A 25,221-nucleotide genomic window follows, 5' to 3' on the forward strand; every position below is an offset into this window, starting at 1 on the left:
CGCGAGCGGCTGCGGGAAGCGGAGAACGCCGCCACGGAACCCATCGCCATCGTCGGCATGAGCTGCCGCTTCCCGGGCGGGGTCAGCTCCCCCGAAGAGCTCTGGCGGCTGGTCGAGTCGGGCGGCGACGCCATCACCTCCTTCCCCGCCAACCGCGGCTGGGACATCGACTCCCTCCATGACCCGGACGCCGACCGCACCGGCACGTCGTACACCACCGAAGGCGGCTTCCTCCACGACGCCGGTGACTTCGACCCGGTCTTCTTCGGCATCTCCCCGCGCGAGGCCCTCGCCATGGACCCGCAGCAGCGGCTGCTGCTGGAGACCTCCTGGGAGGCGATCGAACGCGCCGGCATCGCCCCCACCGCCCTGCGCGGCAGCCGCACCGGTGTCTTCGCCGGGGTGATGTACCAGGACTACGCCTCCCGGCTCCACCTGATGCCCGAGGGCAGCGAGGCGTACCTCGGCACCAGCAGCTCCGGCAGCGTCGCCTCCGGCCGCGTCTCCTACTCCCTGGGGCTCGAAGGCCCGGCGGTCACCGTGGACACCGCCTGCTCCTCCTCGCTGGTCGCCCTCCACCTCGCCTCCTACGCGCTGCGCAGCGGCGAGTGCTCGCTCGCCCTCGCGGGCGGCGTCGCCGTGATGGCGACCCCCGGCACCTTCATCGCCTTCAGCCGTCAGCGGGGCCTGGCCGCCGACGGCCGCTGCAAGGCGTTCGCCGGAGCGGCCGACGGCACCGGCTGGGCCGAGGGCGCCGGCATGCTCCTCCTGGAGAAGCTCTCCGACGCCCGGCGCAACGGCCACCCGGTGCTCGCCGTCGTCCGCGGCTCCGCGATCAACCAGGACGGCGCCAGCAGCGGCCTGACCGCCCCCAACGGCCCCTCCCAGCAACGCGTCATCCTCCAGGCCCTCCGCAGCGGCGGCCTCGGCCCGGCGGACGTGGACGCGGTGGAGGCGCACGGCACCGGCACCCGGCTCGGCGACCCGATCGAGGCGCAGGCCCTCCTCGCCACCTACGGGCAGGACCGTCCCGAGGACCGGCCCCTGTGGCTCGGTTCGGTGAAGTCCAACATCGGGCACACCCAGGCCGCCGCCGGAGTCGCGGGGGTCATCAAGATGGTCGAGGCGATGCGCCACGGCGTCCTGCCCAGGACCCTCCACGTCGACGAGCCCACCCCCCAGGTCGACTGGAGCGAGGGCGAGGTCCGCCTCCTCACCGAGGAACGGAGCTGGCCCGAACCCGGCCACCGCCCGCGCCGGGCGGGCGTCTCCTCCTTCGGCATCAGCGGCACCAACGCCCACGTCATCCTGGAACAGGGCCCGGAGGAACCGGAGCCCACCGACGCTCCCGCGCCCGACGGTCTGCCCGTGCCGTGGGCTCTCTCCGGCAAGTCGGTGGAGGCCCTGCGCGCTCAAGCGGCCAGGCTGCTGGGCGCGTTGACCGATGAGCCGGTGGCCGATGTGGGTTTCTCGCTGGCGTCGACGCGTGCGCATCTGCCGCACCGGGCGGTGGTGGTGGGTGCTTCGCGTGAGGCGCTGCTCGAGGGTGTGTCGGCGGTGGCTGAGGGTCGTGGTGCGGCGGGTGTGGTCGAGGGTGTGGCGGGTGAGCCGGGCCGGGTGGCGTTCGTCTTTCCCGGGCAGGGGTCGCAGTGGCAGGGCATGGCCGTGGAACTGCTCGGCTGCTCGCCGGTGTTCGCTGCGCGGATGGCGGAGTGCGGTGAGGCGCTGTCGGCGTTCACCGACTGGTCGCTGGAGGACGCCCTGCACGGCCGGGTGGATGTCGGGCGGGTGGATGTGGTCCAGCCGCTGCTGTTCGCCGTGATGGTGTCGCTGGCGGCGGTGTGGGAGGACTGGGGGGTGCGTCCGTCGGCGGTGATCGGTCACTCGCAGGGGGAGATCGCCGCCGCGTGTGTGGCGGGCGCGTTGTCGTTGCGGGACGCGGCGCGTGTGGTGGCGTTGCGGTCGCGGGCGATCGTGGCGCTGGCGGGCAGGGGCGGGATGGTGTCCGTGCCGCTGCCGGTGGACCGGGTGCGTGAGGACCTGGCCGGCTATGAGGGCCGGGTGTCGGTGGCGGCGGTCAACGGTCCGGCCTCGGTGGTGGTCTCCGGCGACGTGCAGGGCCTGGACGAACTGCTCACCCGTTGGACGGAGGGGGGTGTGCGTGCTCGTCGGATCGCGGTGGACTACGCCTCCCACTCCGCCCACGTGGAGGAGCTGCGTGACGAGCTCCTTCAGGTGCTGTCCCCGATCGAGCCGAGGGCGGGGCGGGTACCGGTGTATTCGACGGTGACGGGTGTGGCGGAGGACGGTTCGGGTTTCGACGCCGTGTACTGGTTCACCAATCTGCGTCGGACGGTGGAGTTCGAGACCGCCACCCGCAGTCTCCTCGCCGACGGTTATGGCGTGTTCGTGGAGTCGAGTCCTCATCCGGTGGTGAGTCTGGGGGTGCAGGAGACGATCGAGGACAGCCCGTCCGCTGCCTCTGCCGTCACCGTGGGCTCGTTGCGCCGGAACGACGGCGGTCTGGACCGGATGCTGCTCTCCCTCGCCGAACTCCACGTCCGAGGTGTCTCGCCGGACTGGGCGAAGGTCTTCCCGGCCGCCGCCCGCCGCGTCGACCTGCCCACCTACGCCTTCCAACACCAGCACTACTGGCCCGAAGACCCCGGATCGGGCGCGTTCTCCGGCGTTGGGGCCGGCGCCGGTCCGGACGACGCCTTCTGGACCACGGTCGAGCGTGAGGATCTTCAGGCGCTCGCCGAGAGTCTTCAGGTCGACGCTTCCGCCCCACTCGGCGAGGTCCTGCCGGCTCTCTCCGCCTGGCGGCGGCGTCACCAGGAGCGCTCCACGGTCGACGGATGGCGGTACCGCGTCGTCTGGAAGCCGCAGACTGTCTACGGGCCACAACGCCTCACCGGCCGCTGGGCCTTCGCCGTCCCGGCCGGGCAGGAAGACGACCCGCTGGTGGCCGCGGCGGCCGAGGTCCTGCGGGCGGACAGCGCCGAGGTGCTGCTTGTCCCCTTCGGGCTGAGCGCTCCCGACCGTGCCTCGGCTGTGCGGGACCTGCGCGCGGCCGGCCTCGACGACGCCGGTGCCCTCGACGGAGTGGTCTCCTTCCTCGCCCTGGCTCCCGGCCGCCTCGCCGCTCTGCCCGGAGCGACGCCCGGCCACACGGGCACGGTCGCCCTCCTCCAGGCCCTCGGTGACCTGGGCATCGGCGCGCCGCTGTGGTGCGCCACGCGGGGCGCCGTCTCCACCGGTGCCGCGGACACCCTCGACCAGCCGGAGCAGGCATTGGTCTGGGGGCTCGGCCGTGTCGCGGCCCAGGAGTACCCGCAGCGCTGGGGCGGCCTGCTCGACCTGCCCGCTGTACCGGGCGCGCGGTTCCCCGCACTGCTGCGTACGGCGCTCTCCGGGGCCACCGGCGAGGACCAGCTCGCCCTCAGAGCCTCCGGTCTCCTCGCCCGCCGCATCGTCCGCGCCGCGTCCACCGCCGACGGCACGGCGCCGTGGCGGCCCACCGGCACCGTGCTGGTCACCGGCGGGACCGGCGCACTCGGCGCGCAGACCGCCCGGTGGCTCGCCCGGCAGGGCGCCGAACACCTCCTCCTCGTCAGCCGCCGCGGCTCCGCCGCCCCGGGCGCCGCGGCACTCTCCGACGAACTGAGCGCGAGCGGCGCCCGGGTCACCCTCGCCGCCTGCGACATCGCGGACCGCGCAGCCCTGGCCGGGCTCCTCGAAGGGATCCCCGACGAACAGCCGCTGACCGCCGTGGTGCACACCGCGGCCGTCCTCGACGACGGGGTGATCGACTCACTCACCCCCGAGCAACTGGAGCGGGTGCTGCGGCTGAAGATGGACGCCACCCTCCACCTGCACGAGCTGACTCAGGACAGCGAGCTGTCCGCCTTCGTCCTCTTCTCCTCCATGGCGGGTTCCTTCGGCGCCTCCGGCCAGGGCAACTACGCTCCTGGCAACGCCTTCCTCGACGCCTTCGCCCACCACCGCCGCGACCTCGGCCTGCCCGCGCTCTCCCTCGCCTGGGGTCCCTGGGCCGAGGGCGGCATGGCCGAGGGCGGCATCGGCGAACTCGCCCGCCGCCACGGCCTGCCGGAGATGGCGCCCGCTCTCGCCACGGCCGCCCTCGGCCAGGCCGTCGCCCACGGCGACACCGCCGTGGCGATCGCCGACATCGACTGGGAACGCTTCTTCGTCGCGATGACCGCCACCCGCGCCTCGCGCGTCCTGGAGGACGTACCGGAGGTCAGGGCGCTGCTCGCCGAGGCATCAGCGCGCGCGGCCGAACCCGCCGCCACCTCCGCCCTCGTCGCCCGTCTCACGGGCCGCCCCCGCGACGAGGCCCTGCGCACCCTTCTCGACCTCGTCCGCACCGAGGTCGCCGCCGTCCTCGGCTACGGATCGGCCGAGGAGATCGAACCCGACCGGGCCTTCCGCGACATCGGATTCGACTCGGTGACCGCCGTGGAACTCCGCAACCGCCTGGGCACGGCGACCGAACTCCGGCTGCCGGTCACCCTCACTTTCGACCACCCCACCCCGCGCCTGCTCACCGCGCACCTCTGGAGCGAGCTGTCCGGCGTCCTCCCCGAGGTCGTCACGGCCGTCCCCGCCACCGCCCTCGCGGACACCGGCACCGACCCCGTCGCCATCGTCGGCATGGCCTGCCGCTTCCCCGGCGACGTGGAATCCCCGGACGGTCTGTGGCGGCTGCTGCTCGCCGAGGGCGACGCCATCACCGCCTTCCCCGAGGACCGCGGCTGGGACATGGATTCGGTGTACGTCGCCGACGCCGACGGCACCCTGCACACCGTCACCGCCGAGGGCGGTTTCCTCACCGAACCGGGCGCCTTCGACCCGGCGTTCTTCGGGATCTCGCCGCGCGAGGCACTGGCGATGGACCCGCAGCAGCGGCTGCTCCTGGAGACCTCCTGGGAGGCGATCGAGCGCGCGGGCATCGCCCCGACGACGCTGCGCGGCAGTCGCACGGGCGTCTACGCGGGCACCAACAGCCAGGCGTACACCTCACTGCTGCTGAGCAGACCGGGCAGTCTCGACGGTCCCGTCGCCACGGTGAACACCGCGAGCGTCATCTCCGGCCGCGTCTCGTACACCCTCGGGCTGGAGGGCCCGGCGGTCACCGTCGATACCGCCTGTTCCTCTTCGCTGGTCGCGCTGCACCTGGCGGCGCAGTCGCTGCGGCAGGGTGAGTGCGACCTCGCCCTCGCGGGCGGTGTCACCGTGATGCCCACCCCCGGCCTCTTCACCGAACTCGGCGCGCAGGGCGGCCTGGCCGCCGACGGCCGCTGCAAGGCGTTCGCGGGTCAGGCCGACGGCGCCGGGTTCGCCGAGGGAGTCGGTGTCCTCCTCGTCGAGCGCCTCTCGGACGCCCGCGCCAAGGGCCACCCGGTCCTCGCCGTGCTGCGCGGCTCGGCCGTCAACCAGGACGGCGCCTCCAACGGCCTCACCGCACCGAGCGGCCCCTCCCAGCAGCGCGTCATCCGCCAGGCCCTGGCGAGCGCGGGCCTGGAGGCGGCCGACGTGGACGCGGTGGAGGCGCACGGCACCGGGACCCGGCTCGGCGACCCGATCGAGGCGGGCGCCCTCCTCGCCACCTACGGACGCGGACGCGAGCCGGGCCGACCGCTGTGGCTGGGTTCGGTGAAGTCGAACATCGGGCACACCCAGGCCGCCGCCGGTGTGGCGGGGGTCATCAAGATGGTCGAGGCGATGCGCCACGGCGTCCTGCCCAGGACCCTGCACGTCGACGAGCCGACGCGGCACGTCGACTGGACCGCCGGCGACATCACCCTCGCCACGAGCACCCGCGACTGGCCCGACACGGGTCGCCCGCGCCGGGCGGGCGTCTCCTCCTTCGGCATCAGCGGCACCAACGCCCACGTCATCCTGGAACAGGGCCCGGAACCGGAGCCCACCGACGCTCCCGCGCCCGACGGTCTGCCCGTGCCGTGGGCTCTCTCCGGCAAGTCGGTGGAGGCCCTGCGTGCTCAAGCGGCCAGGCTGCTGGGCGCGTTGACCGATGAGCCGGTGGCCGATGTGGGTTTCTCGCTGGCGTCGACGCGTGCGCATCTGCCGCACCGGGCGGTGGTGGTGGGTGCTTCGCGTGAGGCGCTGCTCGAGGGTGTGTCGGCGGTGGCTGAGGGTCGTGGTGCGGCAGGTGTGGTCGAGGGTGTGGCGGGTGAGCCGGGCCGGGTGGCGTTCGTCTTTCCCGGGCAGGGGTCGCAGTGGCAGGGCATGGCCGTGGAACTGCTCGGCTGCTCGCCGGTGTTCGCCGCGCGGATGGCGGAGTGCGGTGAGGCGCTGTCGGCGTTCACCGACTGGTCGCTGGACGACGCCCTGCACGGCCGGGTGGACACCGAGCGGGTGGACGTGGTCCAGCCGCTGCTGTTCGCCGTGATGGTCTCCCTGGCGGCCGTGTGGGAGGACTGGGGGGTGCGTCCGTCGGCGGTGATCGGTCACTCCCAGGGGGAGATCGCCGCCGCGTGTGTGGCGGGCGTGCTGTCGTTGCGGGACGCGGCGCGTGTGGTGGCGTTGCGGTCGCGGGCGATCGTGGCGCTGGCGGGCAGGGGCGGGATGGTGTCCGTGCCGCTGCCGGTGGACCGGGTGCGTGAGGACCTGGCCGGCTACGAGGGCCGGGTCTCGGTCGCGGCGGTCAACGGTCCGGCCTCGGTGGTGGTCTCCGGCGACGTCGAGGGCCTGGACGCTCTCATGTCGCACTGGACGGAGGGGGGTGTGCGTGCTCGTCGGATCGCGGTGGACTACGCCTCCCACTCCGCCCACGTGGAGGAGCTGCGTGACGAACTCCTTCAGGTGCTGTCCCCGATCGAGCCGAGGGCGGGGCGGATACCGGTGTATTCGACGGTGACGGGTGTGGCGGAGGACGGTTCGGGCTTCGACGCCGCCTACTGGTTCACCAACCTGCGCCGGACGGTGGAGTTCGAGACCGCCACCCGCAGTCTCCTCGCCGACGGTTATGGCGTGTTCGTGGAGTCGAGTCCGCATCCGGTGGTGAGTCTGGGGGTGCAGGAGACGATCGAGGACAGCCCGTCCGCTGCCTCGGCCGTCACCGTGGGCTCGCTGCGCCGGAACGACGGCGGTCTGGACCGGATGCTGCTCTCCCTCGCCGAACTCCACGTCCACGGCGTGGCTCCGGACTGGGCGAAGGTCTTCCCGGCCGCCGCCCGCCGCGTCGACCTGCCCACCTACACCTTCCAACACCAGCGCTACTGGCCCGATGCCCCCGAGGCGGACGTCTCCGGTGCGGGGACGGTCGCCGCCGATCCGGAGGAGGCGCGGTTCTGGGAGACGGTGGACCGCGAGGACCTGGAGGGGGTGGCCGGGGCGCTGGAGCTGGCCCCGGACGCCCCGTTCTCCGAGGTGCTGCCGGCACTGACCCGCTGGCGCCGGCGGCGCAGGCACGAAGGACTGATCGACTCCTGGCGGTACCGGGAGACCTGGCAGCCCGTCACCGTCCCGACCGCTCCGGCTCTGACAGGGGAGTGGCTGGTCGTCCTGGCCCCGGGAGGCGCCTCGGAGCCGTGGGGCCGGGCGGCTCTGCGGGCGGTCGCACGCCACGGTGGTACGGCCGTACCGGTCGAACTCCCCGAGGGCGTCGGACGGGCCGGGGCAGCCGCACTGCTGCGGGCGGCCCTGACCGGGTCCGACGGCGCGGCCGCGCCGACCGGCGTGCTCTCGCTGCTCGCCCTCGCCGACGACACCCTGAGCGAGGAGACCCCGGTCCCCGGGTTCCTCGCCACGACGCTCGTACTCCACCAAGCCCTCGGCGAGATCGCCCCCGACGCCCCGCTGTGGTGCGCGACCCGGGGCGCCGTCTCCACGGGCCGCTCGGACGCGGTCACTCACCCGACCCAGGCCACCCTGTGGGGATTCGGCCGCGTGGCGGCGCTGGAGAGCCCGGAGCGCTGGGGCGGCCTGGTCGACCTGCCGCCGGCACCCGACGAGCGGGCCGGGACCCGGCTCGCCGCCGTGCTGTCCGGACCCGGCACCGAGGACCAGCTCGCACTGCGCGCCTCCGGCCTCTCCGGACGGCGCCTGGTACCCGCTCCCGCGGCCGAGACCGACACGGGCGGCGCCTGGCCGCCCCGGGGCACCGTCCTGATCACCGGCGGGACCGGCGGCATCGGCGGCGCCCTCGCGCTCCGGCTGGCGCAGCAGGGCGCCGAGCGGCTGCTCCTGGTCTCCCGGCGCGGGCCGCAGGCGCCCGGCGCCGCCGCGCTGCTCGAGCGGCTGCGGGCCACGGGGGCCGATGCCGAGGCCGTCGCCTGCGACGCCGGTGACCGCACCGCGCTCGCCGCCCTGCTCGACGCACAGGCCGCCGACCGGCCGGTGACGGCCGTCGTCCATGCCGCCGCCGTCCTCGACGACGGTGTGCTCGACGGACTGACCCCCGAACGCCTCGCGCCGGTCCTGCGGGCCAAGGCGCTCGCCGCCCTCCACCTGCACGAGCTGACGCGGGTCCGGGGGGTCGCCCTCATCCTCTTCTCCTCCGCGGCCGGCAGCCTCGGCAACGGCGGCCAGGCCGCCTACGCCGCCGCCAACACCTTCCTCGACGCCCTCGCCCAGCACCGCCGCTCCGAGGGGCTGCCCGCCACCTCGGTGGCCTGGGGAGCCTGGGGTGAGACCGGCCTCGCCGCCGGGGACGCCCGCCTCCCGGGCGGCGGTGTGGCGCCGATGGCCTCCGAGTCCGCCCTCACCGCCCTGGAACGAGCCGTGACCGGTGGCGACACCGCCCTGACCGTCGCCGACATCGACTGGACGGTCTTCCTGCCGCGCTTCACGGCGGTCCGCCCCGCGCCGCTCTTCGACCGGCTGCCGGGCGCCCGCGCAGCCCGAGAGGCCGCCGCCGCGGCCGACGACGCCGCGCCCTCCCTCTCGGCCGCTCTGGCCGGCCTCCCGGCCCTCGAGCGCCACCACGCCGTACTGGAGCTGATCCGGGAACAGGCCGCCGTGGTGCTCCGGTACCCCGCGGCCGAGGCCGTGGAGCCGGGCATGCCCTTCCGCGACATCGGCTTCGACTCGCTCACCGCGGTCGAGTTCCGCAACCTGCTCGCCGCCGCCACCGGCCTGCGGCTGCCCGCCACCACCGTCTTCGACCACCCCACCCCGCTGGCCCTCACCGACCACCTGGTGGACCGTCTGGCCGGCGGAGCCGCTCCCGCGCCGGCCGCCGCGGTCCCCGCCTCGGTACGGGCTCCGGCCGCCGCCGACGAACCCGTCGCGATCGTCGGCATGGGCTGCCGCTTCCCCGGGGGCGTCGGCAGCCCCGACGACCTGTGGGAGTTGCTGGAGGCCGAACGCGACGCGGTCTCGGTGCTCCCCTCCGACCGCGGCTGGGACCTGGACCGGCTCTACCACCCGGACCCCGACCACCCGGGCACCTCCTACGCCAGGGAGGGAGCCTTCGTCTACGACGCCGCGGACTTCGACCCCGCCTTCTTCGGCATCTCCCCGCGCGAGGCCCTCGCCATGGACCCCCAGCAGCGGCTGCTCCTGGAGACCTCCTGGCAGGCGACCGAACGCGCGGGCATCGACCCCGTCACCCTGCGCGGCACCCGTACCGGGGTCTTCGCCGGAATCAACTACCAGGACTACGGGATCGTCGGCGCCGCCCAGGAGGGCGCCGAGGGCCACCTGATGACCGGCAACGCCGCGAGCGTGCTCTCCGGCAGGCTCGCCTACTCCTTCGGCCTCCAGGGCCCGGCGGTCACCGTCGACACCGCCTGCTCCTCCTCGCTGGTCGCCCTCCACCTGGCCGCCCAGTCACTGCGGCAGGGCGAGTGCGAACTCGCCTTCGCGGGCGGAGCGACCATCATGTGCACCCCCGGGATGTTCATCAGCTTCAGCCGTCAGCGCGGCCTCGCCGAGGACGGCCGCTGCAAGCCCTTCGCCGAGGCCGCCGACGGCACCGGCTGGGGCGAGGGGGTCGGCGTCCTCCTGCTGGAACGACTCTCCGACGCCGAACGCAACGGCCACCAGGTGCTGGCGGTGCTGCGCGGCTCCGCCGTCAACCAGGACGGCGCCTCCAACGGCCTCTCGGCGCCCAGCGGCCCCGCCCAGCAGCGCGTCATCCGCCAGGCCCTCGCCAACGCCCGCCTCACCCCGGCCGAGGTCGACGCGGTGGAGGCCCACGGCACGGGCACCCGGCTCGGCGACCCCATCGAGGCGCAGGCCCTCCTCGCCGCCTACGGCCAGGACCGCGACCCCGACCGGCCGCTCTGGCTCGGCGCCGTCAAGTCGAACATCGGGCACACCCAGGCCGCCGCCGGCGTCGCCGGCGTCATCAAGATGGTCGAGGCGATGCGCCGCGGCATCCTGCCCCGGACCCTCCACATCGACCGGCCCTCCGACCACGTGGACTGGTCCTCCGGCGCGGTTCGCCCGCTCACCGAGCGGACCGAGTGGCCCGAGACGGGCAGGCCGCGGCGGGCGGGTGTCTCCGCCTTCGGGATCAGTGGCACCAACGTCCACGCCATCCTGGAGGAGGCGCCCGCCGCCCCGGAGGAGGAACCCCCTGCCGCCGCCGCACCGCGGGACCCCGCCGAGGCGGTGCCCGTCCTGTGGCCGGTCTCCGGACACACGACCGAGGCGCTGCGCGCCCAGGCGGCCCGCCTCGCCGACCACCTGCGCCGCTCACCCGCCCCGGCGGCGGCGGTCGCCCGCTCCCTCGCCCTCACCCGCTCGGCCCTCGCGCACCGCGCGGCCGTCCAGGGCGCCAGTACCGAGGAGCTGCTGCGCGGACTCGACGCCCTCGCGGCCGGCACCGGTGACGGCCCGGCCCGCGCCACCCGCGCCCGCACCGCCTTCCTCTTCTCCGGGCAAGGCGCCCAGCGCGCCGGGATGGGCCGGGAGCTGTACGCGGCCCACCCCGTCTTCGCCGACGTCTTCGACGCCGTCGCGTCCCGGCTCGACCCGGAACTCGAACGCCCCCTCCACCAGGTGATGTTCGCCGAGGCCGGCCGGCCCGAGGCGGCGCTGCTCGACCGCACCGACTTCACCCAGGCCGCGCTGTTCGCCTTCGAGACCGCCCTCTTCGCCCTCCTCGGCTCCTGGGGCGTCCGCCCCGACCTGCTGCTCGGACACTCCGTCGGCCAGATCGCCGCCGCCCACGCCGCGGGCGTACTCGATCTCGACGACGCCTGCACCCTGGTCGCGGCGCGCGGAAGGCTCATGCGGGCGCTGCCCGAGGGCGGCGCCATGATCGCGGCCGAGGCCGACGAGGAGACGGCACGGGCCGCTCTCGACGGGCTGGAGCAGGTCTCCCTCGCGGCCGTCAACGGAGCCACTTCCGTCGTCCTGTCGGGCGCCGAGGAGACGGTGGCCCAGGCCGCGGCGCGGATCGCCGCCGACGGCCGCAGGACCAAGCGGCTCACCGTCAGCCACGCCTTCCACTCCCCGCTGATGGACCCGATCCTCGACGAGTTCCGCACGGTGGCCGGCTCCCTCACCTACCACCCGGCGCGCATCCCCGTCGTCTCCGACCTCGACGGAGCCCTCGCCGGGCCCGAACTGGCCACCCCCGACCACTGGGTCGCGCACGTCCGCGGCACCGTGCGGTTCGCCGACGGGATCACCGCCCTCGCCGCCGCGGGCGCCTCCCGCTACGTCGAGGTGGGCCCCGGCAGCGTCCTGACCGCGCTGGCCAAGGCGGCCCTCCCGTACGCCCCGGACACCCTCGTCGTCCCCGGGCCCGGTGCCGGAAGCCCCGAACCCCGTGCCCTGCTCGCCGCCCTGGGCGCCCTGTACGTCCACGGCGCCGACCCCGACTGGGCGGCGGTCCAGCCGGACGGTCCCACCGTCCCCCTGCCCACCTACGCCTTCCAGCGGCGCCGCCACTGGCCCGAGGCACCCGCCGCGACCGCCGCCCGGCCGGACGGCGGAACGCGGGAGGACTCCGGTCTCTGGACCGATCTGGCGGACCGGGACACCGCCGCCCTGGCCGGGGAGCTCGGCGTGCCCGAGGACCACCTGGGCAGCGTGCTCCCCGCCCTGGTCTCCTGGCGCCGGCGCCACGGCGAGACCGCCGAGGCCGACAGGTGGCGGTATGCGGCCACCTGGCGGCCCGCCCCCAAGGGAGCAGCCCCCGCGCGGCTCTCCGGCGACTGGATCGTGGCCCTGTCCGGGACCGGGGGAGACCCCGCGTGGGCCGGCGCCGTCCTCGACGCGCTGACCGAGGCCGGGGCCCGCCCCGTACCCCTGACCGTCGACACCGCCACCGCGACCCGCGAGGGGACCGCCCGGATGCTGCGTGAGGCGCCCGCCGCCCAGGGCATCGTCTCCCTCCTCGCCCTCGACACCGCGCCGCACCCCGGCCACCCCGGACTCACCGGCGGCCTGGCCGCGACCCTGCTGCTCACCCAGGCACTCGGCGACGCGCAGAGCGAGGCGCCGCTCTGGCTCCTCACTCGCGGAGCCGTCTCCACCGGCGCCAACGACCCGCTGCGCGCCGCCGAGCAGGCGCAAGTGTGGGGGCTCGGCCGGGTCCTCGGGCTGGAGACGCCGCGCCGCTGGGGCGGCGCCGTCGACCTCCCGGCAGTACCGGACCCACAGGTGCTGCGGGAACTCCGCACCGTCCTCGCCCCCGGCACCGGCGAGGACCAGACGGCCCTGCGCCCCTGGGGAACATTCGTCCGGCGGCTGGTGCGCAGCCCGCTGCCCACCGGCGGGGCGCAGCCCGGCTGGAACCCCAGGGGCACGGTCCTGGTCACCGGCGGCACCGGCGCCCTCGGCGCCCACGTCGCCCGGACGCTCGCCGCCCGCGGCGCGGACCACCTCGTGCTCACCAGCCGCCGGGGCCCGGAAGCCCCCGGCGCCGCCGACCTCGTCTCCGAACTGGCCCAACTGGGCGCCACCGCCACCGTCGCGGCCTGCGACGTCGCCGACCGGGCCGAGGTCACCGCGCTCCTGGCCCGGCTCGACGCCGAGGGCCGCGGCCCGGACGCCGTGGTGCACGCGGCCGGCACCGGCCAGCTCACCCCCACCGCCCATCTGACCCCCGAGGCCGCCTCCGCGGTCCTCCACGGCAAGGTCTCCGGCGCCCGCAACCTCCACGAGGCACTGGCCGGCCGGGACCTCGACGCCTTCGTCCTCTTCTCCTCCATCTCCTCCGTCTGGGGCAGCGCGGGACAGGCCGCCTACGCCGCGGCCAACGCCTACCTCGACGCCCTCGCCGAAGTGCGGCGCGCCCAGGGGCTCGCCGCCACCTCCGTCGCCTGGGGACCGTGGGCGGAGGGCGGCATGGCGACGCAGGACGGAGCCGAGGCGATGCTCAGCCGGCAGGGCGTGCGCTCCATGGCCCCGGCGCTCGCCGTCACCGCCCTCATCCGGGCGGTCGGCGCGGGCGACACCGCCGTCGCCGTGGCCGACGTGGACTGGGCCACCTTCGCCCCCGCCTACAACGCCACCCGGCCCCGCCCGCTGCTGGACGGCATCCCCGAGGTCCGCCAGATCCTGGAGGGCGCCGCCGCGCAGACCCCGGGGGACGCCGCCCTCGCCCTCAAGGCCGAACTGGCCCAGGCCGCGCCCGAGGCGCGGCGCGCCCGGCTGGTCCGGCTGGTCCGCGCCGAGGCCGCCGCCGTCCTCGGCCACGAGACGTCCGACGCCGTCGAGGCCGACCGCTCCTTCTCCGACCTCGGCATCGACTCGCTCACCGCCGTCGAACTGCGCAACCGGCTCGGCGCCGCCACCGGCGCAGCGCTCTCCGCCGCGGTCGTCTTCGACCACCCGACCTCCGCCGCCCTCGCCGGCCACCTCCTCCAGCTGCTCGCGGACCCCGGCCAGGACGGCGTCACCACGCTGCTGGACCGGTGCGACCAGCTCGAAGCGGCGGTCGCGGACGGTCTCGACGACGAGGACCGGCTACGGGTGCAGGCCCGGGTGCGGCGGCTGCTCGCCGTCCTCGACGGCAGCCCGGACGGCAAGGCGGCCGGCGAAAACGGCACCGCCCGCCTCGAAGACGCCACCGACGAGGAGCTCTTCGGCCTCATCGACGAAGACCTGGCGGTGTCCTGAGTGACCGGCACACCGACGCACACGACGCAGGAGGGGGGCCCACGGGCAGATGGCCAGTGAAGACAAGCTCCGCGACTACCTCAAACGGGTCGTCGCCGAACTTCAGCAGACCAGGCAGCGCCTCCACGAGCTGGAGAGCGCACCGCCCGAGCCGATCGCGGTCGTCGGCATGGGCTGCCGCTACCCGGGAGGCGTCCGTTCCCCGGAGCAGATGTGGAACCTGGTCGCCGACGGCGTCGACGCCGTCACCCACTTCCCCGCCGACCGCGGCTGGGACGTCGACGCCCACTACGACGCCGACGCCGACGCCGACCGGCCGGGCACGACCTACACCAGGGAAGGCGGCTTCCTCCACGACGTGGCCGACTTCGACGCCGCCTTCTTCGGCATCTCGCCGCGCGAGGCCCTCGCCATGGATCCCCAGCAGCGCCTGCTGCTGGAGACCGCGTGGGAGGCGATCGAACGCGCGGGCGTCGACCCGCGCTCCCTGCGGCGCGGACGCACCGGTGTCTTCGTCGGATGCAGCGGGCAGGACTACACGCCCCTGCTCCTGGGCGCCGCCGAGCCGGTCGAGGGCCACCTCGCCACCGGCAACGCCGGGAGCGTGGTCTCCGGCCGGATCTCCTACACCTTCGGCTTCGAGGGCCCGGCGGTCACCGTCGACACGGCCTGCTCCTCCTCCCTGGTCGCCGTCCACCTGGCGATGGGGTCGCTGCGCCGCAACGAGTGCGCGCTCGCCCTCGCCGGAGGGGTGGCGGTGATGGCCACCCCCAGCGCGTTCATCGAGTTCAGCCGCCAGCGCGGGCTGGCCGCCGACGGGCGCTGCAAGTCCTTCGCCGCCGGCGCCGACGGCACCGGCTGGTCGGAGGGGGCCGGTCTGCTCCTGCTGGAACGCCTCTGCGACGCCCGCCGCAACGGGCACCCGGTCGTCGCGGTGCTGCGGGGCTCCGCCGTCAACCAGGACGGCGCCTCCAACGGCCTCACCGCTCCCAACGGCCCCGCCCAGCGCCGCGTCATCCGCCAAGCGCTCGCCGACGCCCGCCTGGACACCTCCGACGTCGACGCGGTGGAGGCCCACGGAACCGGCACCCGCCTCGGCGATCCCATCGAGGCGCAGGCGCTGCTGGAGACGTACGGCAAGGACCGGCCGGCCGCCCGCCCGCTGCGGCTCGGGTCACTCAAGTCGAACATCGGCCACACGCAGGCCGCCTCTGGCGTCGCCGGAATCATCAAGATGGCCATGGCGATGCGCCACGGCGTCCTCCCGAAGACCCTCCACCTGGACGAGCCGACGCCGCACGTCGACTGGTCCGCCGGCGCCGTGGAACTCCTCCGCGAGGAACGCCCTTGGCCCAGGAGCGGGGAGCGCCCCCGCCGGGCCGGCGTCTCCTCCTTCGGCGTGAGCGGCACCAATGCCCACGTCATCCTGGAGGAGCCGCCTCCGGCCGAGCCGTCCCCGGCCGCCGTCCCCGCCGGCTCCGGGGCGGCCGGCCCCCCGGTGGTGGCCTGGCCGGTCTCCGCCCGCTCGTCCGCCGCCCTCCGGGAACAGGCCGCCCGCCTGCGCACCTTCCTCAAGACCCGGCCCGAGGCCACCCCGGCGGACGTCGGCTTCTCCCTGGCGACCACCCGTGCCGCCCTGGAGCACCGCGCCGTCGCCGTCGGCTCCACCCGCGACACCCTCCTCGCCCAGCTGGACACCCTGTCCGGCCGGGGCCCGGTCTCCGCCGGAGGGCTGGGCCTGCTGTTCACGGGTCAGGGTGCGCAGCGGGTCGGGATGGGGCGGGAGTTGTATGCCGCGTATCCGGTGTTCGCGGAGGCGTTCGATGCGGTGTGCGCGCGGGTGGACGGTGAGCTGGGCCGGTCGTTGAAGACCGTCACTTTCGAGGGCGAGGGTGAGGGTGAGGGTGTTGGTCTGCTGGATCGGACGCGGTTCACGCAGGCGGCGTTGTTCGCGGTCGAGGTGGCGTTGTTCCGGCTGCTGGAGTCGTGGGGGGTGCGCCCGGACGCACTGCTCGGGCATTCGGTGGGGGAGGTCGTGGCCGCGCATGTGGCCGGGGTGCTGGACCTGGACGACGCGTGTGCGTTGGTGGTGGCGCGTGGTCGGTTGATGGATGCTCTGCCCGCGGGTGGGGCGATGGTGGCGGTCGAGGCGTCGGAGGACGAGGTCCGTGCGGCGCTGGCGGAGGGGGTTTCGGTCGCTGCGGTGAACGGGCCGCGTGCGGTGGTCGTCTCGGGTGCGGAGGCGGCGGTGGAGCAGGTCGCCGCCGCGCTCGCCGAGCGGGACGCGCGGGTCAAGAAGCTCACGGTCAGCCACGCCTTCCATTCGGTGTTGATGGATCCGATGCTGGAGGAGTTCCGGCAGGTCGCAAAGACGCTGACCTACGGGCCCGCCCGCATCCCCGTCGTCTCGAACCTCACCGGTGAGGTCGCCGGGCCTGAGCTGTCCACGCCTGACTACTGGGTGCGGCACGTCCGTGAGGCGGTCCGCTTCGCCGACGGCGTGCGGACCCTGCACGCCCAAGGCGTCACACGGTTCCTGGAGATCGGGCCGGACGGTGTGCTCACCGCCATGGCGCGCACCACCCTGCCGGAGGCGGAGGACGCGCTCTTCGTGCCCGTGCTGCGCAAGAACCGGGACGAGGCGGCCACCCTGGTCACCGCTCTCGGCGAGCTGCACGCGCACGGCGGTGAGGTCGACTGGGCGGCGTTCTTCGCCGGCACCGGCGCCCGCCGCGTCGACCTGCCCACCTACGCCTTCCAGCACCAGCGCCACTGGCCCACCCTCGCCGCACCGCGGACCGAGACCGACCCCTGGCACTACCGGATCGCCTGGAGCCCCGTCGAACCCCGTGAGGCCGCAGCCGCCCCCGCCCGCTGGGTCCTGGCCGTGCCCGAGGGAGCGGGCGCCGACCCGTGGGTACGGGAGGCCGAGGCGGGGCTGCGCGCCGACGGGGCCCGGGTCGACCTGCTGGTGGTCCCGCCGGGCGCCGGAAGCGGTGAACTCGCCGGTCTGCTCGCCCCGCTGCGGTCGGACGCGGGGGAGGAGCGGGCGGTCCTGTCGTTCCTCGCCACCGCGGAGGCCGGGACGGCGCCGTGCACCGCCCCGACGCTGGCGCTGGTGCAGGCGCTCGCCGCCGAGGACGCGGCGCCCCGGCTGTGGTGCGCCACCCGGCGCGGCGTCTCCGCCGGCGACGCGGACGCGGCGCCCGACCCCGCCCAGGCATGGCTGTGGGGACTCGGGCGGAGCGCCGCCCTGGAGTTTCCCCAGTGGTGGGGCGGCCTGGTCGACCTGCCCGACTCCGTCGACCCGTCCTCCCGGTCCCGGCTGCTCGCCGTCCTGGCCGGCCGGTGCGGCGACGAGGACCAGGTGGCGGTACGCCCCCGGGGCCTGTTCGCCCGCCGGGTGCACCGCGCTCCCGCGGCACCGGCGGCGGACGTGCCCGAGGGGTGGCGCCCGTGCGGCACCGTCCTGCTCACGGATGCCGCCTCCGTACGCGGCGGGCACCTCGCGCGCGGCCTGGCCCGCATGGGCGCCGAGCAGCTGGCCGTGGTCGGTCCCCGGCCGCCCGAGCCCGGCCTCGCCGCGGAACTCGCCGAGCTGGGAACCCGTCTGACGTACCGCGAGGTCTCTCTCACCGATCCCGACACCGGGCCGCTCGCCGAGGCCGTCGCCGCCGTCGAGACCGAGAGCGGCCCCGTCCGGGCGGTGCTCCTCGTCACCGACCCGGCGCCCGCCACCCGCCTCGCCGCACTCGGCGCCGACGAACTGGGCGGCGCCCTGGCCCGCAAGGGCCTCGCCGCGCTGCACCTGGACCGCGTCCTGGGCGACCGCCCGCTCGACGCCTTCGTCGTCCTCTCCTCGGTCGCCGCCACCTGGGGTGCGGGGGGCCAGGCGGCGCACGCCGCCGCCGACGCCTGCGCGGAGGCCGTCGCCGCAGGCCGCCGGGCACGGGGGCTGGCCGCCACCGCGCTCGCCTGCGGGCCCTGGCCCGCGACCGACCACCCGGCCCCCGCGCACCGTTCCGGCACCGTCGAGGAGGACCCCGTGCAGACCGTCGAGACCACCCGCACCGCCGACGGCGGCGAGCCCGCCGCGACCGCGGGCGAGGCCCTGCGGCGGCACGGGCTCCCGCCGATGGACCAGATACCCGTGCTCGACGCCCTGCGCCGGGCCATGGCCGGCGGACCGCCCCGGCTGGTCTGCGCCGACGTCGACTGGCCGCGTTTCGTCACCGCCTTCACCGCTTCGCGGCCCGCACCCCTGTTCGCCGAGATCCCCGAGGCCCAGGAGGCCGCCCGGGAGGCCGGCCGGGGCGAGCGCCCCGACGCGGCCTCCGACGGCGAGGCGGCCGGGCGGCTGCGGGCCCGGCTGGCCGAGGCCGGGGCGGAGGAGCGCGCCGGCCTCCTCGACCTGCTGGTCCGTACGGAGGCGGCCGAGGCGCTGGGCCACCAGGGCGCCGGGGACGTCGAGTCCGGCCGTCCGTTCCTGGAGGCGGGTTTCGACTCGCTCACCGCCCTCGACCTGCGCAACCGGCTGGCGCGCGCCACCGGGCTCGACCTCCCCGGCACCCTCCTCTTCCTCCACCCGACCCCCGCCGACCTGGCCGCCTTCCTCGACGCGGAACTCGCCGGGGACGGCAGCACCGCCGCACGGCCGGGCGGACCGGAGGCCCCCGGCATCCTCGCCGGGCTCTACCGGCAGGCCATGGCCGACCGGCGGATCGACGACTACCTGCCGGTGGTGAGCAGCCTCGCCCGGTTCCGGCCCACCTTCGAGGACCCGGAGCAGCTCGGGGCGCCCCCGCGCCCGGTCCGGCTGGCACGGGGCTCCGCCGCACCCGCCCTGGTCTGCTGCAGCGGCATGTCGCCCATCGCCGGACCTCACGAGTACGCCCGGTTCGCCGCCGGGTTCCGCGGCCGCCGCGAGGTGTCGGCGCTCCCGCTGCCCGGCTACGCCGCGGAGGAACCGCTGCCCGCCGGACAGGAGGTGACCGTGCGGCACCTGGCGCGGAGCCTGCGGACCCACGCCCAGGGGCCGCTGGTCCTCGTCGGCCACTCGGCGGGCGCCATCGTCGCCCACGCCCTCGCCCGGCACCTGGAGGAGGAGGGCGCCCCGGCCGCCGGGCTCGTCCTGCTCGACCTCTACACCTGGGACAACCTCGCCCCCATGGCCGAATGGCGCTACGAGCTGGTCGGCGGCGTCCTGGACCGGCAGGAGACCTACGTCCCCGTCGACGACCAGGGGCTGACCGCCTCCGCCCACTACTACGACCACTTCGCCCACTGGCAGCCCTCGGCCCTCACCACCCCGACCCTGCTGGTGCGCGCCTCCGAACCGCTCGGCGCCTGGGAGGGCGGCGACTGGCGCACCTCCTGGAAGTTCGACCACAGCCTCGCGGACGCGCCCGGCAACCACTTCACGATGATGGGTGAGCACGCCCCGGCCACGGCCGACGCCGTGGAACGCTGGACCGCCGCCCTGCCGGGCTGACCCGCACCTCCCGCACCTCTCCGCCTCCCGTCCGAGGCGACACCTCTCAGGAAGGAACACCCCACCGTGACCGGTAAGAACGAGGACAACGGCCTGTGGATACGACGGTTCCAGCCGCGTGACGACGCCGCCGTGCGGCTCGTCTGCCTGCCCCACGCCGGAGGCTCGGCCAGCTTCTACTTCCCGATGGCCAAGGCGGTGCCGGCCCCCGTCGACGTGCTGGGCGTCCAGTACCCCGGCCGCCAGGACCGCCGGACCGAACCGGCCGTCACCGACCTGCACGACCTGGCCGACCAGGTCACCGCCGCGCTGCTCCCCTGGACCGACCGGCCGCTCGCCCTCTTCGGCCACAGCATGGGCGCCACCCTCGGCTACGAGGTCGCCAGGAGGCTGGAGGAGCACCACGACGTCGTCCTCACCCAGCTCTTCGCCTCAGGCCGGCGGGCCCCGTCCCGGTACGTCCACGAGACCGTCCACCTCCGCGACGACGACGGGCTCATCACCGAGCTGAAGCGGCTCAGCGGCACCGACTCCCAGGTGCTCGGCGACGAGGAGCTGCTGCGCATGGTGCTGCCCGCGATCCGCGCCGACTACCGGGCGGCCGAGACCTACACCTACCGGCCCTCGGCACCGCTGCGCAGCCCCGTCACCGTCCTGACCGGGGACGCCGACCCCAAGGTGACCGTGGAGCAGGCCCGCGCCTGGGCGGAGCACACCGAGGGCCCCTTCGACTTCCACGTCTTCCCCGGCGGCCACTTCTACCTGGCCAACCACCAGCCGCAGATCGTCCGCATCGTCACGGACCGCCTGCTCACCGCCCGCGTCGACTGAGGCTCCACCGGGCCACGCGCACCCACCGGGAACCGCGCGGTCCCAGGAACCCGGCCGAACCCAGAACTATGCGAAAGGGGTGAACCGAGCCGATGGGCCGTTCCACCCACGCCGTGGTGCTCGGCGGCGGACACGCGGGCATGCTGGCGGCCACCGCGCTCGCCCGCCACGTCGCCGCCGTCACCGTCGTCGACCGCGACCGACTCCCCCTGGACTCCCCGGCGCCCAGGAAGGGCGTACCGCAGGCCCGCCACCTGCACGTCCTGATGTCCGGCGGCGCACGGGCCGTCGACGCCCTCCTCCCCGGCACCATCGACCGGCTGCGGGAACGCGGCGCCCACCGCCTCGGCGTCCCGGAGGACGTGGTGACGCTCTCCGCCGACGGCTGGCAGCACCGCTTCCCCGAGACCCAGTTCATGATCACCGCCACCCGCGACCTCACCGACTGGGTCGTCCGCGACCAGGCCCTGCGCCAGGAACGCGTCCGACTGCTCCAGGGGTCCGAGGCCCGGGAGTTGCTCGGCGGCCCCGACCAGGTCACCGGCGTACGCGTCGCCACCGTCGTGGAGGGCCGCGAGACCGTCCGCGACCTCTCCGCCGACCTCGTCGTCGACTGCACGGGACGCGCCAGCCGACTCCGGCAGTGGCTGGCCACGCTCGGCGTGCCCGCCGTGCCCGAGGAGGTCGTCGACTCCGGCCTCGCCTACGCCACCCGCCTCTACGAGGCGCCGCCGGGCGCCCGCGACCGCTTCCCGGTGGTCAACGTCTTCTCCGACTACCGGGCCCCCGTCCCCGGGCGTTCCGCCAGCCTCGTCCCCGTCGAGGGCGGCCGGTGGATGATCAGCCTCACCGGCACCCGCGGCGGCCGCCCGCCGCGCCGCGAGGAGGAGTTCGACGACTTCGCGCGGAGCCTGCGCTCCCCGCTGATCGCCCGCCTGATGGCCACCGCGCGCCCGCTGACCGGCGTCCAGGGCTCCAGCACCGCCGCCAACCGGCGGTTCTACTGCGAGCGCGCCGCCTGGCCGGGCGGCCTGGTCGTCCTCGGTGATGCCCTCGTCGCCTTCAACCCCGTCTACGGCACGGGGATGAGCGCGGCGGCCTGCGCCGCGCTCGCCCTGGCCGAGGTCCTCGGCGACGGCGGACTCGGCGAGACCACCGCCCGGCGCGCACAGCGGGCCATCGGCGCGGTGGTGGACGACCCGTGGGTCATGGCGACCAGCCAGGACATCTGCTACCCCGAGGTCCGCACCACCGTCGTCGACCCCCGGCTCACCCGGCGCACCCCCGAGGAGGACCGCTCCGCCCAGTACTTCGGCAAGCTGGCCCTGCGCCACCCCGAGATCAACGCGGCCCTCACCGACGTCATCACCCTCAACGCGCCGATGAGCAGGCTGGGAGCGCCGCGTGTCGTCGCCGCGCTCGGCGGTGCGGGCGCCCTGCCCGAACTGACCGGCCCGCCTCTGCGCCCGGCCGAGCGGGCTCTCCTGGACGGTGCCCGGACACCCGCCCCGGGCTGACCGGGCCGCCCCCGGGAGCACACGGAGGGGGGTGGTCCCGGAACCCTCCGGGACCACCCCCCTTTTCCCGCTTCCCGGGACTTTTCCCACGCCGCTGAGGCGGTGCGTCACTCCCAGCGGAAGCAGCGCGCGGAGACCACGGCGAAGACCACGCTGTACCCGGCCATGAGCAGCAGCAGCCACGGCTGGGCGGGCTCGCCGCCCCAGCTGTCGCGCAGCGCCTGCAGCACGGCGCCCATCGGGGTGGCCGTGCCGATCGAGCCGAGCACGCCGGGCAGCATCTCCACCGGCGTCCACACGCCGGCCAGGAACATCAGCGGGAACATCAGGATCAGACCGATCGCGGTGGCCGCCTTGCTGCTCGGGGCGAAGGCCGCCACCAGCATGCCGAGCGAGAGCAGGGTCGTGGTGCCCAGCACGAGGGCCAGGGCGAAGCCGGCGAGGTCGGCGGGCGGGCTGACGTCGAAGGCGAGCCCCGCGAAGGCGATCAGCAGGACGGCGGCGGCGAACGCCATCAAGGCGTTCACCACGATCTGCGCGGCGAGCAGCTTCGCCGGGTGGACCGGACTTGCGGAGAGCCTGCGCAGCACGCCCCGTTCGCGGTAGGTGGCCAGGTACACGGGCATCACGCTCAGCGCGAGGATCGACAGGACCACCAGCACCACGACCGAGGGCACGAAGGTGTCGATGACCGCCTGGCCGCCGAAACCTTCGTAGGGCTCCCGGAACCCGGGGATGATCCCGAAGATCGTCATCAGGAACAGGGGGAACGCCAGGGTCATGATGGCCGAGGCCGGATCGCGCAGCAGGAGTTTGGCTTCGACGTACGTCATCTTGGCGAGGGCGGGCACAGCGGTCTCCTAGAGGCGTGGGGGAGGGGGGACGGAAGGTCAGGCTCCGACGCGGCGGTCGCCGTCGGTGAGGGCGACGAAGGCGTCCTCCAGGGTCGGGGTCTCCACACGCAGCTCCCGGGGGACGACGTCCCGGCGGGCCAGTGCCGAGGTGACCACCTGGAGCAGGTCGCCGTTGCCCGAGACCTCCACGAGGCCGCCGGTGCGCTGCACCGCCGTCACCCCCGTGAGCCCCGTGAGGACGTCGTCCTCGACCGGCGCCGACGGCCGGAACCGCAGCTTCTGCACCGCCCCGACCCGTGCGATCAGGCCCTGCGGCGTGTCGATGGCGGAGACGGTGCCCCGGGTGATGACCGCGATCCGGTCGCAGAGGCGTTCGGCCTCCTCCATGAAGTGGGTGACCAGCAGGACCGTCACGCCCTTGGCCTTGATCTCCTCGATCAGCGACCAGGTCTCGTGCCGGGCCTGCGGGTCGAGGCCGGTGGTCAGCTCGTCGAGCACCGCGATCTCCGGCTTGCCGACCAGGGCCAGCGCGATGAACAGGCGCTGCTTCTGGCCGCCCGAGAGCTTGCCGAAGCGGGCGTTTCGCTTCTCGGCCAGCCCCCATTCCTCCAGCAGTTCGCGCCAGTCGGCCGGGTCGCTGTAGAAGGAGCTGTAGAGGTCCAGTGCCTCCCAGACCTTCATGTTGTCGGGGAGGGCGCTCTCCTGGAGCTGGATGCCCACCCGCTGGCGCAGCGCCTTGCGCTCGCGCTGCGGGTCGAGCCCGAGCACCTCGATGGCGCCGCCGTCGGGCTTGCGCAGCCCCTCGACGCACTCGACGATCGTGGTCTTGCCGGCCCCGTTGGGGCCGAGGATGCCGAAGACCTCACCGCGCTCCACCGAGAACGAGACGTCCCGCAGCGCGACGTGGTCGCCGTACTGCTTCCGTACGCGAGTGGCTTCGATCACCGGCATGGGGGCCCTTCCTCACACGTTGCCTGCTGCTTGGACAAGGACACTACGGACGGCCGCGCGGGCCCGTAATCCGTCTGGTCCCACTTCGGAGGTGGGTCTGGACCCACCCCCCCGTGCGGCTCGGCGCACAGGTTCGGGCCGCCGGGGGAGCCCGGCGGCCCGAAGAGGCACTGCGTGCGGTCGGCGGCCCGGGGGAGCGACGGTCCGCGGTGTGTCATGTCCTCCCCCTGCCTCCGCCGCGGAGCGACCGGGCGGGGCCCGGCCTCACGGCGTGATCTGGACCTTGCTGTGGTCGCCCACCACGAAACGGTGGGCCCGGGGCGTCCGGTCGGCGTGGGTGACCCTCGACTGCCGGCCGATGAGGGAGGCTTCGATCCGCCCCACCCCTTCGATGCTCGCCTTCTCCAGCACGATGGAGAACTCGATCTCACTGGAGTCGATCACGCAGTCCTCGGCGACGGAGGTCGACGGGCCGATGTACGAGTTGGTCACGGTGGAGCCCGCGCCGATGACGACCGGGCCCACGATGCGCGAGCCGGAGACCTCGGCGCCCCGTTCGATCCTGACCCGGCCGATGATCTCGCTGTCCGCGTCGACCCACCCCTCCGTGCACGGCTCCAGCGTCTCCAGCACCGAACGGTTGACCTCCAGCATGTCGCTGACGTTGCCGGTGTCCTTCCAGTACCCGGTGACCAGCGTCGACCGGACGGTGCGGTCCTGGTCGATCAGCCACTGCAGCGCGTCGGTGATCTCCAGCTCGCCCCGGGCGGAGGGCTCGATGGCCCGTACGGCCTCGTGGACGGCGGGAGTGAAGAGGTAGACCCCGACCACGGCCAGGTCGCTCATCGGGTTCTTCGGCTTCTCCGTGATGCGGACGACCTGCCCCGCGGCGTCCAGTTCGGCCACGCCGAAGGCGGTCGGGTCGTCCACCCGGGTCAGCAGGATGTCGGCGTCGGGGCGGTTGCGGTGGAAACTGCCGACCAGTTCGCTGATGCCGCCCACGATGAAGTTGTCGCCCAGGTACATGACGAAGTCGTCGTCGGCGAGGTAGTCACGCGCCACCAGCACGGCGTGGGCCAGGCCGAGCGGCCGGTCCTGCGGGATGTAGGTGACGCGCGCCCCGAAGGCGCTGCCGTCACCGACCGCGGCCCGGATCTCGTCGGCCGTGTACCCCACGATGATGCCGATGTCGGTGATCCCGGCGGCCACCAGTGACTCGATCCCGTAGAAGAGCACGGGCTTGTTGGCCACCGGGACCAGTTGTTTCGGCGCGGTATGGGTGATCGGCAGCAACCGGCTGCCCGTTCCGCCCGCGAGTACGAGTGCCTTCATCTTCAGTCCTCGCCCCTGGCTCGGCCCGCGCGGCCGCGGGCCTCAAGTGCCCGGACCGCGACGGGGGATGTGCGCGGCCCGGGCCGATGGCAGGCTCTTCCGGCCGCCTCCGGCGGAGCGCGGCAGGGCCGGACCGGGGTCGGCGGCGCACGGCGAGCCGTACCGGAATCTAGCCGCG

At 74.9% G+C, this 25,221-nt stretch carries 7 protein-coding genes; 4 read left to right on the top strand and 3 right to left on the bottom strand.

Features of this window, described 5'->3' with window-relative positions:
• The first annotated feature begins 9 nt into the window (after positions 1–9).
• The 4 genes from C1708_RS00385 (at position 10) to C1708_RS00400 (ending at position 21,906) form a co-directional block, all read left to right on the top strand.
• Positions 10–14,067, top strand: coding sequence for a type I polyketide synthase (locus tag C1708_RS00385; protein WP_502696110.1), 14,058 nt, complete (start codon positions 10–12; stop codon positions 14,065–14,067).
• A gap of 49 nt (positions 14,068–14,116) precedes the next feature.
• Positions 14,117–19,558: a beta-ketoacyl synthase N-terminal-like domain-containing protein gene (locus C1708_RS00390; RefSeq protein WP_106410757.1), complete on the top strand. Its 5,442-nt coding sequence runs from the start codon at positions 14,117–14,119 to the stop codon at positions 19,556–19,558.
• Positions 19,559–19,624: 66 nt separating this feature from the next.
• Positions 19,625–20,389: a thioesterase II family protein gene (locus tag C1708_RS00395; protein WP_106410758.1), complete on the top strand. Its 765-nt coding sequence runs from the start codon at positions 19,625–19,627 to the stop codon at positions 20,387–20,389.
• 92 nt (positions 20,390–20,481) lie between these two features.
• The gene (locus C1708_RS00400) at positions 20,482–21,906 is read left to right on the top strand and encodes an FAD-dependent oxidoreductase (RefSeq protein WP_106410759.1); all 1,425 of its coding nucleotides are present in this window, start codon (positions 20,482–20,484) and stop codon (positions 21,904–21,906) included.
• 107 nt (positions 21,907–22,013) lie between these two features.
• Here the strand turns inward: C1708_RS00400 and C1708_RS00405 are convergent, their stop codons facing one another.
• The 3 genes from C1708_RS00405 to C1708_RS00415 form a co-directional block, all read right to left on the bottom strand.
• A complete protein-coding gene (locus C1708_RS00405; RefSeq protein WP_106410760.1) occupies positions 22,014–22,757 on the bottom strand; it encodes an ABC transporter permease in 744 nt (247 codons plus the stop codon).
• A 39-nt stretch (positions 22,758–22,796) separates the two neighbouring features.
• Positions 22,797–23,711 (bottom strand): ABC transporter ATP-binding protein, encoded by a 915-nt coding sequence (locus C1708_RS00410; RefSeq protein WP_106410761.1) that lies wholly within the window; start codon positions 23,709–23,711, stop codon positions 22,797–22,799.
• Between the two features lie 264 nt (positions 23,712–23,975).
• Entirely contained in the window at positions 23,976–25,043 is a 1,068-nt protein-coding gene (locus tag C1708_RS00415) for a glucose-1-phosphate thymidylyltransferase (protein ID WP_106410762.1), read from the bottom strand.
• Positions 25,044–25,221 lie beyond the last annotated feature (178 nt).

Source organism: Streptomyces sp. DH-12, from assembly GCF_002899455.1.
Taxonomy (GTDB): Bacteria; Actinomycetota; Actinomycetes; order Streptomycetales; family Streptomycetaceae; genus Streptomyces.